This window comes from Bacillus cihuensis, from assembly GCF_000504145.1.
GTDB lineage: Bacteria > Bacillota > Bacilli > Bacillales > DSM-1321 > Peribacillus > Peribacillus huizhouensis.
In genome coordinates, this window is sequence record NZ_AYSD01000029.1 from 1 (window position 1) to 13,659 (window position 13,659).

The following is a 13,659-nucleotide window of genomic DNA, read 5'->3' on the forward strand; positions in this document are numbered from 1 at the left end:
TAACCTCTCAGAAGCGACTTTATTAATATATCACATCTTTTCATTAGCGTCAACATTTTTTATTTTAAAAAGTGTTTCTTTCTAACTGCTAGTAGATGCAATGTCGTTTTAGCGACAAGATATATATTAGCAACTTCTCAATAATTCGTCAATACTTATTTTACAAATATAATTTTTTTATTAAAACTTATTTAAATCCACACTGTTTCTCCTGTTACTAAATAATAGCTAATTCCTAATATCTTATTAGTATACCTTGAAGAGAGAAATTAAAAAAGAACCCGAGAAGTTTCTCTCGAATTCTTCAAATAATCCAATAATCAATCGCAGCTAAAGTAGCTACACCTGGAATTCCTAAAATTCCTGCTATTGCAGAAGTGGCTAAATTAATAGGTACATGAACCCCTAATTGATTTCCAAACACATTTAGAAAAAATAAAAAAACAGCGCCAATAATTAATTTAACAACTCCCTGCCCTATTAGTCGGATTGGTTTTATAGGCGCTCCGACAAAAAGCAGTAATACAATTAACCCAGCTATTACACTTACAATAACCATTGGCTCCACCATCATCCCCCCTTATTAGCTCGTACTACATTCTATGTAGATAAAACTAAATAAGAACAATGATGAAGTGATTACACTCTTACTTACGTTTTCCAACTGTCAATTTTCTTCTTTTCGCTTCTTTAAATAGATAGAAATATTTAATTTCGGCAATTTTTGTTTGTATGATTGCATCTTCTGATGGATCAAGGCTTTTTTCTAGTAATGATTTCTGGTTGAGCCAACTTCTTTTAATTCCCTCTAATTGTTGTACTAATTTTTGGTTATTTTCGTTACGAAGTCTGCCTTTTCGACGAAAGAACACAAGACCCACTCCCTGCTACTTCTTAAATTTCCCTTCTTCCTTCGAGGGCTTTCGATAATGTCACTTCATCTGCATACTCTAAATCCCCACCTACAGGTAACCCATGTGCAATTCTTGTGACTTTAATTCCCGATGGCTTTAATAACCTAGAGATATACATTGCGGTAGCTTCCCCTTCAATATTTGGGTTCGTTGCCAAAATAACTTCTTGAACCGTTTCATCTTGAAGACGCTTTAATAAGTCTGGAATGTTTATATCTTCTGGTCCAATCCCATCCATCGGTGAGATACTTCCGTGTAATACATGGTAAAGACCATTGAATTCACGCATTTTTTCCATAGCAATGACATCTTTAGGTTCCTGCACCACACAAATAACATCACGACTTCTTCGTTGATCTTCACATATATAACATGGGTCCTGATCTGTTATATGACCACAGACCGTACAATAGGAGAGATTCCGCTTGGCATTTACAAGTGCTTTTGCAAAATCCAATACAGTGTCTTCTTTCATCCCTAATACAAAAAATGCAAGTCTCGCAGCAGTTTTCGGTCCAATCCCCGGTAATTTCATAAAACTATCAATTAGTTTCGTAATTGGTTCTGGATAATGCATCAAATACCTCCTATTAAGAAAAGCGCATACGCCTTCTTCAACTTATAGGCTAGCATATTACTTTCTTCGCTAGACACCATAACTCAAAAAACATAAAGCTATCTCATAACGAAAGGGTCAAACCCCACATCTACTATATAATCGTTTATACGACGTGTAAGTGACGTAATAAACGTTATATAGAATGTGAGGTCAGACCCTTTTTAGACAACCTCATTTATCCTTTAGTTTTGCTAATTAAATCATTCCACCAGGAAGGTTTAACCCTTTCGTGAATTGCCCCATCGTTGAATTAGTCAATTCATCTGCTTTTTTCAATGCGTCATTTGTTGCCGCTAGCACTAAATCTTGTAACATTTCAATATCGTCAGGATCCACAACTTCAGGTTTAATTGTTACATCAACAATTTCCTTATGGCCAGTTACTACAACAGTGACCATACCACCGCCTGCTGTTCCTTCGATTTTCTTTTCGCCTAACTCTTCTTGAGCTTCAGCCATTTTCTTTTGCATTTTTTGCATTTGCTTCATCATATTCTGCATATTTCCCATTCCACGCATTCCCATTTGTATTACCTCCCATTATTCTTTAATTTCAAGTAATTCATCTCCAACTAACTTGCGAGCTTCCGTTATAAATGGATCTTCTTCTTTCATGTCCGGTTCTTTTTGACCGTCAACTTGCTGAGTGGAGAGAAACCCCTCTCGTATACTTTGCCATTGACTCTCAGGCACTCCCGCCATTTCAAGTCTTTGACTCGTCACATTTTCCATGATTGAAGCCATTACTTCAATAAAACGGGTGTTTTCCATAGCCATTTGGCAATGAATATCATACTTAAATTTTAACACAAAAGCCTGCGAAGAGGCAGCAACTGGTTCTGCTTCATTTAATAAAGCTGCCAATGACTTTAAATTTTGCTGTCCTAATTGTTCAAGCACTTCGCCCCATCTACTTTTCACAAGGGCAAGATCTTGCTTAGTTGCTTGACGAAGGACTTGGGTTATTTTCCCTACTGGTGCTTTATATGTTTTTTTCACAGAACGAGAAGGTTGTGGCCGCTTTTCAGCTTGAGCTGTAACCGCTTGGCCAATTCCACCTTCTTTCAATTCCCTTAGCTGCTTTTCAAGTTCTTCTATCTTATTAGTCAGCTGTCTTAAATGAACGTCAGACACAGCACTTTCACGTTCCTGATTACAGAGCTTAACTAATGCAACTTCCAGAAAAATTCGCGGGTGATTTGTCCATTTCATCTCTTGCTGCGTTTTATTAAAACTTTCAATAATGCTATAAATATCTCGGTTTGAAATAACCTCTGCTAATTCTTTGAATTGTGGATCAATCAGTACTCTCTCAAATGAATTCGCCATCCCAGGAGCCGCCTGATAAAGGAGCATATCTCGGAAAAAGAAAATCATATCCTCAATAAACCTAGCTGGGTCTTTCCCCATTGCTAATAGCTCATCTAATACTTCCAAAGCACCTGCTACATTTTTATCATAAATAGCCCGTGCCAATTTCCCTAAAAAAACATGGGAAACAGAACCTGTTACGGTTAATGCATCTTCTACACTTACTTCATCAGAACTAAAGGAGATTGCTTGGTCAAGTAGACTTAAGGCATCCCTCATTCCCCCCTCAGCTGCTCTGGCTATGATATGCAATGCTTGTTCATCCACTGTAATACCACTTTCAGAAACAATCTGGGTCATCCGACCAACTATATCCTGGGGCTGTATACGTTTAAAATCAAAGCGCTGTGTTCTTGAGATGATGGTTAAAGGAATTTTATGAGGTTCAGTAGTTGCCAAAATGAAAATGACGTGCTGTGGCGGCTCTTCCAATGTTTTTAGTAAAGCATTAAAGGCGCCTTGTGAAAGCATGTGTACTTCATCAATAATGTATACTTTATATGTACCTGAATTGGGTGCATATTTCACTTTATCCCGAATATCACGGATTTCTTCAACACCATTATTGGATGCAGCATCAATTTCAATCACATCCTGGATCGATCCATCTGTAATTCCTAAGCAAGACGCACATTCATTACACGGTTCATTTGTCGGTGACTTTTCACAGTTAACAGCTTTAGCGAGTATCTTCGCTGCACTCGTTTTCCCAGTACCGCGTGGACCAGAAAATAAATAGGCGTGGGAAACTTTCTGTTGCAGTAGCGCATTTTGTAACGTTTTCGTTACATGCTCCTGACCGACTACATCAATAAATTGCTGTGGTCGCCAAACTCGATATAATGCTTGATACCCCACGTTGTCACCCCCTTATTTTCTCCCTATCTATTATAGCGTACTATTTGTATGAAGGAAAAGGGGACAGAATTGCACAATACATAAAAAGCATGATCAAATAACTTATAAAAAACGAGTTTTTGTATAAATGCCTGTATTGTACTAATTTGCTCTGCTCACACCATCCTTAAATGTTGGTTTAGCTATTTTTATCAATTTCAAAAATGATATAAAAAAACCCACCCAAAAGGATGAGTTGATTTATTATGTTATATACCGTGCACCTTCTGTCGATTAGCTCCCATAAGCGTTACTTAAGCAGTTAGCTCGGCCCAGGCAACCCTGCGGCACATGGAAACTTCCACTTAATGCTGCTTCCTTCCGGACCTGACATGGTTCATGGAGTCCCATTGCGCAGGACCCGGGCGTCAACACCACTTACTTAAGGCAGACCCTACAGGAAACTAACCTCGAGAAGGGATTCGGCCTCGCTAGAGCGGATTGCGAGTACAGGGCACCGCTACCTCCCCGCTTAGCACGGCATGATTTATTATACTAAGTCCTACAATAAAAAGCAATATTAATTACCTTAAAACAAAGCAAAGAAAAAATAACTTATTTCCAATTCCTTTCCATTAAAGCTTTTCTTGATTCTTTTTCCGCCTTTTTACGTAATCGAATACCTTTAAAAAATTCAGTTAATATCTGTCCACATTCTGCACTAAGGATACCACTTGTCACTTCGGCTTGGTGATTAAAACGGTCATCTTGCAATAAATTCATAAACGTTCCCACACAGCCGCCTTTTGGATCACTTGCACCAAATACTACACGCTTTACCCTTGATTGAATGATTGCTCCTGCACACATCGGGCAAGGCTCAAGTGTGACATAAAGCGTGGCTTCTTCTAAACGCCATGTACCTTGCGATCGGCAAGCACGGTCAATTGCGAGAAGTTCAGCATGCGAGATTGCATTTTGCTCTGTTTCTCGTAAATTATGTCCCCTTGCAATAATCTTATCTTGAAGTACGATGACTGCACCGATTGGAACTTCATTTATTTGACCAGCCTTTTCGGCTTCTTTTAATGCTTCCCTCATATAGTATTGATCGTCCATCATCATTATCCTTTCACGTTCATTTCACATATCAACTAAGAGCCTATTTCAAAACGAGTAAAGCCACCGTCATTCAGACACACTACTCATATTCACTTCGAACTTGTAAGCATAATTACATATTTATAAACAGCTACCAAAAAGGAGACTACCTAAAATGAAACAAGAAAATCTACAACAAGCCTTACTTATTATAGATATGATTAATGATTTTAAATTTACGCATGGTGACATGCTTCTCAAACATACAATCCCCATCATCCAACCAATCCTCACTTTAAAAAACATCTGTAAAGAAAATGGTTATCCTATTATTTATATTAATGATCATTATAATTTATGGCAGGCTAATTACAACAAAATAATTGCATTGTGTAAAAATGAAAAAAACACACAAATTATTGAACAAATTATACCAGATGAAGATGATTATTTTTTAATAAAGCCAAAGCATTCGGCATTTTACGGAACTTCTCTTCACACATTATTGCACCATTTAAAAGTCGACCAGCTCACAATTACAGGAATTGCTGGAAATATTTGTGTATTATTCACTGCGAATGATGCTTATATGAGAGAATATCCGCTATGGATACCAGAGAATTGCCTAGCTTCTGCCAGTCCTGATGATAATCAGTACGCTCTTACCATGATGAAAAATGTACTAAAAGCACAGATAGGACCAGTATGACCTCCCTAGTTTCTGTTTCATTCAAAATATATACCCTATTCCAATCCACCAATATATTCAATTCTCCATTAACGAGAATTCTATCACTCCAGTCCAACAGTCTGTGATACAATAATGGATGGTTATTCATAGCCACAGTCGGAAACGCACGATTATTCCATTGGGATATCGCTTTAAAGGAGGACGTAATTCATGATAAACACACCATTTATCACCGTTGAGGGACCAATTGGTGTGGGAAAAACATCACTTGCTAAAGCAATCTCTGAACACTTCAAATTTGCCTTATTAAAAGAAATCGTTGATGAAAATCCTTTTTTGGGTAAATTTTACGAAAATATAGATGAGTGGAGCTTTCAAACGGAAATGTTTTTCCTCTGCAACCGTTACAAACAACTCGAAGATATCGAAATGAACTTCCTCGCTAACAACCAAGCTGTTGTAGCAGACTATCATATATTTAAAAACTTAATTTTTGCACAAAGGACGTTAAAAAATCGGCAATACGAAAAATACTTAAATATTTTTAACATCCTTACTGCAGACATGCCCAACCCAAATATGGTCGTTTACTTAGACGCAAGTTTAGAAACATTGTTAAAACGAATAGGAAAACGTGGCCGGGATTTTGAAAAGAATATCAGTCCCATTTACCTTGAACAATTAACCATTGATTATCAGCATTTCATGGCAACGTTCGAAGAACAACACCCCGATATTCCGGTTCTTCGCTTTAGTGGAGATGAAATTGATTTTATTGAAAACAAAGAAGACCGGTCTATGATTATGACTCGCATAGAGAACGCGCTTTTAAAAAGGAGTATATACGAATGAATTTACGAAAAAAATATGATATCCCGTCTAGCTCAGTCATTACCATTGCAGGAACGGTAGGTATCGGTAAATCCACCATGACAAATGCATTGGCTAACGCCTTAAACTTTCGCACCTCCTTCGAAAAAGTTGATACAAACCCATATTTAGATAAGTTTTATGAAGACTTCGATCGCTGGAGCTTCCATTTACAAATTTATTTTCTTGCTGAACGTTTTAAGGAACAAAAACGTATATTTGAATATGGCGGAGGGTTTATTCAAGATCGATCCATTTATGAGGATACGGGAATTTTTGCAAAAATGCATTACGAAAAAGGAACGATGAACCCTACTGATTACGAAACCTACACAAGTCTTTTTGACGCGATGGTCATGACCCCATACTTCCCACATCCAGACTTGCTTATATACTTAGAAGGATCATTAGATGACATCTTGTCACGAATTAAAGTCCGTGGCCGCCCAATGGAACAACAAACTCCTATCGAGTATTGGACAGAAATGCACCGCCGCTATGAAAATTGGATTAATCAGTTTAATGCTTGTCCAGTCTTACGATTAAACATTAATGAGTATGACCTAATCCAAAGTGAAGAATCAATTGAACCAATTGTCGAACGAATTTCAACCTTTTTAAACCAAACAAAAAAATTAAGAAGACTATAAAAAATAGATGGTCTCATAAGGGTCTGACCTCGCACTCTAAATCAGTATATAGTGTTTCATACACTTATCTAATACTGTACTTTAGTTGTTGTGGGGTCGGACCCTTTGCTTTTGAGATGTGATCCTTAAATGGCATAAGCTCAAGAATAAGGATGTATAAAATATGCGAACAGACAAATTTCAATATCCAATTAAAATTTCTAAATAAAAAAACCCGTTACATCTGCAACGAGTTTTACGAGTTCCAATTTATGCGCTGTGGTTAATTTTAAAAGAAATGGAGGAGGTAGAGGGATTCGAACCCCCGCGGGATTTGACTCCCCTGTCGGTTTTCAAGACCGATCCCTTCAGCCAAACTTGGGTATACCTCCATATTAACATGTATTATATTACAATAGGTTTACGCGAAAGTCAACGGATCATTTTTTGTTTTTCATAATGAATGCAAAGGGAGGTTGTCTCATAGGGTTTAACCCTTTATTGAGACAACCTCTGCTTTCATTATGGTCTTATTACTTCTGCTCCCCGCATGTAAGGACGCAAGACTTCTGGAACGATTACACTACCATCAGCTTGTTGATAATTTTCAAGAATAGCTGCTACCGTTCTTCCGATAGCAAGACCAGATCCATTTAGTGTATGAACATGTTCTGGCTTACCCTTGGGATCCCGACGGAAGCGTATATTTGCCCGTCTTGCTTGGAATGCTTCAAAGTTACTGCAAGAAGAAATTTCACGATATGTTCCATAGCTCGGAATCCAAACCTCAATATCGTACTTCTTAGCTGCTGTAAATCCAAGATCTGCCGTACACATACTTAGTACGCGATATGGTAGCTCTAGCAACTGTAATACTTTTTCTGCATGGCCTGTAAGCTTCTCTAGCTCTGCATATGAGTCTTCAGGTTTCACAAACCTCACTAGCTCTACTTTATTAAATTGATGCTGGCGAATTAATCCACGTGTATCGCGACCAGCAGACCCAGCTTCTGAACGGAAGCAAGCGCTATATGCTGCATAACCGAATGGCAGAGCTTCTCCATTTAGTATTTCATCACGATGATAATTCGTAACCGGTACCTCAGAAGTAGGAATTAAGAAATAATCTTCACTTTCTATCCTGAAAGCATCTTCTTCAAACTTTGGTAGCTGCCCAGTCCCTACCATGCTTGTGCGATTCACCATGTATGGAGGCATCATTTCTTCATAACCGTGCTCCTCTACATGTAAATCAAGCATAAAACTGATTAATGCACGCTCAAGACGAGCACCTAGACCTTTATAGAATACAAAACGGCTTCCTGTTACCTTGGCCGCTCGTTCAAAATCTAAGATTTCTAATTCACTAGCAACATCCCAATGCGGCTTAGGTTCGAAAGCAAATTGAGGAAGCTCTCCCCATTTTCTTACTTCAACATTATCATCCTCTGTTTCTCCTACAGGAACACTTTCATGAGGGATATTCGGAATTGATAAAAGCATTCTTTGTAAATCAGCTTCCACTTTGCGTAACTCATCATCAAATCCTTTAATTTGATCGCCAACTTCTCTCATTTCAATAATCAATTGATCCGCGTCTTTTTTCTCCCGTTTTAACATAGCAACTTGTTGAGATACTTCGTTTCTACGGCTTTTTAACCTTTCCCCTTCAGCAATTAGTACTCGGCGTCTACCATCCAACTCCTCAAATTTTCCCAGATCAGTTAAATCTTCACCCCGGAACTGCAATGCCTGCTTTACTTCTTCTAAATGATTACGTAGATATTTTAAATCCAACATTTCACATTCCTCCTTGTTTTCTTCATTACAATTAGTTTCAGGAACACAAAAAACTCCCGTCCCTATAAAAGGGACGAGAGTTAACCCGCGTTGCCACCCTAGTTGAAAGCACAAATGTACTTTCCACTCGTAAGATAACGGCATAAGCCGAAAGTAATTACTACCCATATCAATGGGGTTCCATACTTTACTCCAGGATGGATTCATAAGTTACTTCCACCGATTTACACCTGCCATCGGCTCTCTTTAGAAAGCAAGACTTACTACTGGTTCCTGTCATCGTTTTAATGAATGAAATTGTTTTCCATAATGTACTATAATTCTTACCATGTTGCAACCCTTTTATCCTTAATCACGAGATGGAAATCAGAACCAGCCTTTTACTGTCTCGGAAACGCTGCTCCAAATATCAGAGAAAAATCCACCTATAGCTCGAGAAGATAATACGAACCAATTTGCCTTTTCTACTGTTTCTGCAGCTACAACATCTACTTTGCCTGTTTTTGCACCTGCTTCGTCGATAAATCCATAATCTGTTCCATCTTTCGACTTAACTGTTAGATAACCAATTACATCACCTTTTTTAACTGGTGCTTCAAGTTTACCGTCTTTATTCAACTTCTTTTCATCAATAACCAGTTCAGGTTGATAATTGTCTTTGTTCGCATGATTAATAACTGCAGTAATCGCTTCTTTTGATTGGATCTTTACTGAATTTTCTTTCCCGTCTGCTACAGGGATCGTCTTATGGCCCTTCACTTGGTAATTTGCTGGAATAAGTTCTTCCTTACCAAAATTACCAAAAGCATAATTCATGAGTTTAATGCTATCCTCAAAACGTTCAGTTTTAGAAGTTGACTTCATGACTACCGTGATATAACGTTGGCCATCTCTAATGGCAGTGGCTGTATGTCCGAATCCTGCAAAGTCTGTAGATCCTGTCTTTAATCCATCGACACCTTCATACTCATAAATCAACCCAGGCAGCATCCAGTTGAAATTTGGATATTCCTTCCCATCTCTAAATTTCAACCTCGGAATCTTCGAATATTCTAATGCTTCCGGAAAATCGGTAATTAAACGATAAGCAAGTGTTGCTGTATCTCTCGCTGTCATAACATTTTCTTCATTTTCATTACCAGCAGGTATATTGCCCATCAGACTCGAGTTATTTAAACCGCTAGAGTTGACAAATTTATAATCTTTTAACCCTATTTCTCCAGCTTTTTTATTCATCAATCCAACGAAGTTCTTCTCGCTACCGCTAATAAGTTCTGCTAATGCTACAGTAGCAGCGTTTCCGGAAAAAATGGCCATCGCTTCGTACAATTCTTTTACTGTATAATCTTCACCCTGCGTTAATCCCACATTAGACAAACCAGGTGCCTTAGAAAGCTTATGAACATATTCGTTTATATTAACTTTCTGGTCCCATGTAATTTTCTTATTTTTTATTGATTCCAAAACAATATACTCTGTCATCATTTTAGACATTGATGCAATGCCAAGTACTTTATCTGCATTTTTCTCATATAGGATACGACCTGTTTCTCCATCAAGAATGATTGCAGCTTCCGCTTTTAAACCAAGATCAACTGTATTAGCCTTTGCATCATTTGGTAGAAAGGCAAGTTGTGATAATACTAGAGTAAGAGCTGTGATAAAAACTAGTGAAATCTTGCTAAATCTTTTCAATTTTCAATACCTCCAACTAACTTGATCTATATATTTCGAAGAGTCTCTCCTCGTTATTTGACGTACACCTTGTCTAGTTTATCATAAAAAAATCAAAAAAAGTAGACAGAGTACTTTCATACTCTGTCCAGAAATTTTAACTTGTAATTATGAATATAAAGTTCTAATTATAAAGAATAATTCGGTGCTTCTTTTGTGATTTGTACATCATGTGGATGACTTTCACGCAACCCAGCACCTGTCATCTTAATAAATTGAGTTTTCTCTCGTAAATCTTGTAAGTGTGCAGCGCCACAATAGCCCATTCCTGAACGAATCCCACCGATCAATTGATAAATTGTATCAGATAATGGTCCTTTATAAGCTAGACGACCTTCAATACCCTCAGGCACGAATTTTTTATTATTTTCCTGGAAATATCGATCTTTTGAACCATTTTCCATAGCCGCAACAGATCCCATTCCACGATATACTTTAAAGCGACGTCCTTGGAATATTTCCGTTTCACCAGGGCTCTCAGATACACCGGCAAGCATACTGCCTAACATTACCGCATGGCCGCCAGCTGCCAAAGCCTTGACGATATCGCCAGAGTATTTAATACCACCATCAGCGATAATTGTTTTTCCATGCTTTCTTGCCTCAGTCGCGCAATCATAAACGGCTGTAATTTGTGGAACTCCAACACCGGCAACAACACGCGTCGTACAGATAGATCCAGGTCCAATTCCAACCTTGACTACATCGGCTCCAGCATCAATTAGCTCTTTCGTCGCTTCAGCTGTTGCTACGTTTCCAGCGATAATCGTTAATTCTGGATATATATTGCGTATTTCTTTCACTGTATCAATTACACCTTTTGAATGTCCGTGTGCAGTATCAATTACAATTGCATCAACGTGAGCTTTGACGAGCATTTCAACACGCTTTAGTGTATCTCCTGTTACTCCGACTGCTGCACCAGCAAGTAATCGACCACGCTTATCTTTTGCAGAGTTTGGAAATTCAATAACTTTTTCTATATCTTTAATTGTAATAAGACCTTTTAATACACCTTTATCATCTACAAGCGGAAGTTTTTCAATTTTATGTTTTTGAAGGATTTTTTCAGCTTGTTTTAAATCTGTTCCAACTGGTGCTGTGACCAGGTTTTCAACAGTCATAACATCGGAAATATTAATAGAGAAATCTTGGATAAAGCGCAAATCTCTATTTGTAAGTATTCCAACAAGTTTTTGTTCTTCAAGATTGTTTACAATTGGAACACCAGAAATACGATATTTTCCCATTAGATGCTCAGCATCAAATACCTGATGTTCTGGAGTTAGGAAAAATGGATCAGTAATAACTCCGCTTTCTGACCGTTTGACCTTGTCTACCATTTCCGCTTGCTCTTCGATCGTCATATTTTTATGAATAATTCCTAACCCACCCTGACGAGCCATAGAAATTGCCATCTCAGCCTCGGTAACTGTATCCATACCAGCACTTAATATAGGCAAATTTAGTTTTAAGTTTTCTGCTAAAGTAATTTGTAAATTTACATCTTTCGGTAGAACTTCAGATTTTGCTGGCACTAATAATACATCATCAAAGGTCAATCCTTCTTTTGCGAACTTATTTTCCCACATTTTTTTCCCTCCAGGTTAAAAAAATATTATTAGTAGGTTATCAATTGGACAAAATACTGTCAAGGAGAACAGAAAATTTCTGATTATTCTATTTATTAGAAGGAGAATATTTTATGATGAATTACCCCACTTTTTGGGACTTACTCAGTAACTTTTACTCAGCATCTCGGACACAAATTTATTTAAATAAATGTTATCGTTCCATAAATGACCCAACAGCAGATAAGAATAGTTACGAAAACTGCTACCCCTTCATCTATTATCTTGAACACGGCAAGACCTATTATACCCAAGCAAAAATTGCACCTCTCTCGATTCAGCCTGTTCTTATGTTTTATGGTTTTACTCAACTTCTTAAAGCATGTGTTCTCACTAACGATCCCAACTACCCGGAAAACACAGGGGTCCTTGCACATGGAGTAACAACAAGAAAGCGTAAGAAACAACAATATGAATTTTTGCAAGATGAAATCAAAATCCAGAAAAATGGATTGTATATGCATGCGTTAGATAAAGTATTCGGTATAAAACAAATGGAAAATGAGCGTTATACTATGAAATCCTTGTTGAAGGAAATTCCAGAACTTTATGAAAGCCATCAATATTTATTTGGGAAGAAAAGTTATCAAACTCTACAGCTTCACGATAAAAATCAATATCATTTATCACCTTCCATACTTGATATTTATCAAATGACAACAAATCGCTTTAAAGAATATTTAGAATCAAAAACAAAGCTAAATATATCTATTACAGAAACTGATCGTTTAGAAATGACAATAGATCAAAAGCTTTTATTCAATAAGCATGCCCCTTTCCGATATCATTTATTTGATAAAAATTTTATGCTTTCTGTTACTAAAAGTTCTGAGTGCGCAACCTTACCTGAAATTATGATTCACTATCTAGTGCTGTATAATTTAAGTATGATATGTCGTTATGAAACCGAGTGGTGGTCAGAGTTATTGAAGACAACACCTAACGAAGACTATCCACTCATTCTTCAATTTTTATCAATAACGCAAGAAAAAATCCCATTTTTAATTTATCAATGGTTAACAAGTGAAAGATTCTTCCCACAATAATTTCTTTAAGACTGGATGTTTATTAAAGCAGGATAAAGAACTTAAATGGCGGAGTGGCAAATTAATTGGTTAGATCCTATTTAAATCAACGAAGCTCCGTCCCTATGTCCTTCATACCAAAATATAAACCCTCGAAAATTGAATAACGAAAAATTTTCTAAATTAGCCTTAATCCATAAACAGTTGCACGCTAACCACTTGAAAGGTAATTTGGATGAAGAATTCCCTCGGATGCTTCGAAGAGGTTAATTTGCGATTTTAATAGGGGTAAGAAGCTCGAGAGTGACGGCGGGCATACAATATACCTAAAGGACCAATTAGTTGATGCATCCACATCCTATGAGCATTTCGACACCGAGCATATAAGGTACAACAAAACGTATACGTCCATAAAAAAAAGAGACCAGCTATAAATA

Annotated in this window: 13 protein-coding genes, 1 tRNA gene, 1 other RNA gene and 1 other annotated feature; of the genes, 4 read left to right on the forward strand and 11 right to left on the reverse strand. The window is 37.3% G+C overall.

What is annotated here, in order from left to right; translation table 11 throughout:
- Nucleotides 1–304: 304 nt before the first annotated feature.
- The 7 genes from V179_RS0105215 to tadA form a co-directional block, all read right to left on the reverse strand.
- Entirely contained in the window at nucleotides 305–568 is a 264-nt protein-coding gene (locus tag V179_RS0105215; RefSeq protein WP_028390588.1) for a pro-sigmaK processing inhibitor BofA family protein, read from the reverse strand.
- Between the two features lie 79 nt (nucleotides 569–647).
- Nucleotides 648–872 (reverse strand): YaaL family protein, encoded by a 225-nt coding sequence (locus tag V179_RS0105220; RefSeq protein ID WP_028390589.1) that lies wholly within the window; start codon nucleotides 870–872, stop codon nucleotides 648–650.
- A 22-nt stretch (nucleotides 873–894) separates the two neighbouring features.
- Nucleotides 895–1,491, reverse strand: coding sequence for a recombination mediator RecR (recR, locus tag V179_RS0105225; protein WP_028390590.1), 597 nt, complete (start codon nucleotides 1,489–1,491; stop codon nucleotides 895–897).
- A gap of 237 nt (nucleotides 1,492–1,728) precedes the next feature.
- The gene (locus tag V179_RS0105230) at nucleotides 1,729–2,052 is read right to left on the reverse strand and encodes a YbaB/EbfC family nucleoid-associated protein (RefSeq protein WP_028390591.1); all 324 of its coding nucleotides are present in this window, start codon (nucleotides 2,050–2,052) and stop codon (nucleotides 1,729–1,731) included.
- Between the two features lie 21 nt (nucleotides 2,053–2,073).
- Nucleotides 2,074–3,762 (reverse strand): DNA polymerase III subunit gamma/tau, encoded by a 1,689-nt coding sequence (gene dnaX / locus V179_RS0105235; protein WP_028390592.1) that lies wholly within the window; start codon nucleotides 3,760–3,762, stop codon nucleotides 2,074–2,076.
- Nucleotides 3,763–4,017: 255 nt separating this feature from the next.
- Nucleotides 4,018–4,282: signal recognition particle sRNA large type (ffs, locus tag V179_RS29625), an RNA gene on the reverse strand.
- A 74-nt stretch (nucleotides 4,283–4,356) separates the two neighbouring features.
- Nucleotides 4,357–4,863, reverse strand: coding sequence for a tRNA adenosine(34) deaminase TadA (gene tadA / locus V179_RS0105240; protein ID WP_028390593.1), 507 nt, complete (start codon nucleotides 4,861–4,863; stop codon nucleotides 4,357–4,359).
- A gap of 154 nt (nucleotides 4,864–5,017) precedes the next feature.
- Here tadA and V179_RS0105245 point away from each other — a divergent pair, with 154 nt between their 5' ends.
- The 3 genes from V179_RS0105245 (at nucleotide 5,018) to V179_RS0105255 (ending at nucleotide 7,053) form a co-directional block, all read left to right on the forward strand.
- The gene (locus V179_RS0105245) at nucleotides 5,018–5,551 is read left to right on the forward strand and encodes an isochorismatase family cysteine hydrolase (protein WP_028390594.1); all 534 of its coding nucleotides are present in this window, start codon (nucleotides 5,018–5,020) and stop codon (nucleotides 5,549–5,551) included.
- Nucleotides 5,552–5,743: 192 nt separating this feature from the next.
- Nucleotides 5,744–6,385 (forward strand): deoxynucleoside kinase, encoded by a 642-nt coding sequence (locus tag V179_RS0105250; RefSeq protein ID WP_028390595.1) that lies wholly within the window; start codon nucleotides 5,744–5,746, stop codon nucleotides 6,383–6,385.
- Complete coding sequence (locus V179_RS0105255; RefSeq protein WP_028390596.1) at nucleotides 6,382–7,053, forward strand: deoxynucleoside kinase; 672 nt, start codon at nucleotides 6,382–6,384, stop codon at nucleotides 7,051–7,053. The genes V179_RS0105250 and V179_RS0105255 overlap by 4 nt, the downstream gene beginning before the upstream one ends.
- A gap of 278 nt (nucleotides 7,054–7,331) precedes the next feature.
- Here the strand turns inward: V179_RS0105255 and V179_RS0105260 are convergent.
- The 4 genes from V179_RS0105260 to guaB form a co-directional block, all read right to left on the reverse strand.
- Nucleotides 7,332–7,424 (reverse strand) — tRNA-Ser (locus V179_RS0105260).
- Nucleotides 7,425–7,554: 130 nt separating this feature from the next.
- Nucleotides 7,555–8,832, reverse strand: coding sequence for a serine--tRNA ligase (gene serS / locus V179_RS0105265; protein WP_028390597.1), 1,278 nt, complete (start codon nucleotides 8,830–8,832; stop codon nucleotides 7,555–7,557).
- Between the two features lie 66 nt (nucleotides 8,833–8,898).
- Nucleotides 8,899–9,121 (reverse strand) — a binding site (T-box leader).
- 77 nt (nucleotides 9,122–9,198) lie between these two features.
- On the reverse strand, nucleotides 9,199–10,527 hold the full coding sequence (locus V179_RS0105270; RefSeq protein WP_028390598.1) for a D-alanyl-D-alanine carboxypeptidase family protein: 1,329 nt from the start codon (nucleotides 10,525–10,527) through the stop codon (nucleotides 9,199–9,201).
- Nucleotides 10,528–10,694: 167 nt separating this feature from the next.
- Complete coding sequence (gene guaB / locus V179_RS0105275) at nucleotides 10,695–12,158, reverse strand: IMP dehydrogenase (protein WP_028390599.1); 1,464 nt, start codon at nucleotides 12,156–12,158, stop codon at nucleotides 10,695–10,697.
- 113 nt (nucleotides 12,159–12,271) lie between these two features.
- Here guaB and V179_RS0105280 point away from each other — a divergent pair, with 113 nt between their 5' ends.
- Nucleotides 12,272–13,243, forward strand: coding sequence for a YaaC family protein (locus V179_RS0105280; RefSeq protein ID WP_028390600.1), 972 nt, complete (start codon nucleotides 12,272–12,274; stop codon nucleotides 13,241–13,243).
- The last annotated feature ends 416 nt before the right edge of the window (nucleotides 13,244–13,659 follow it).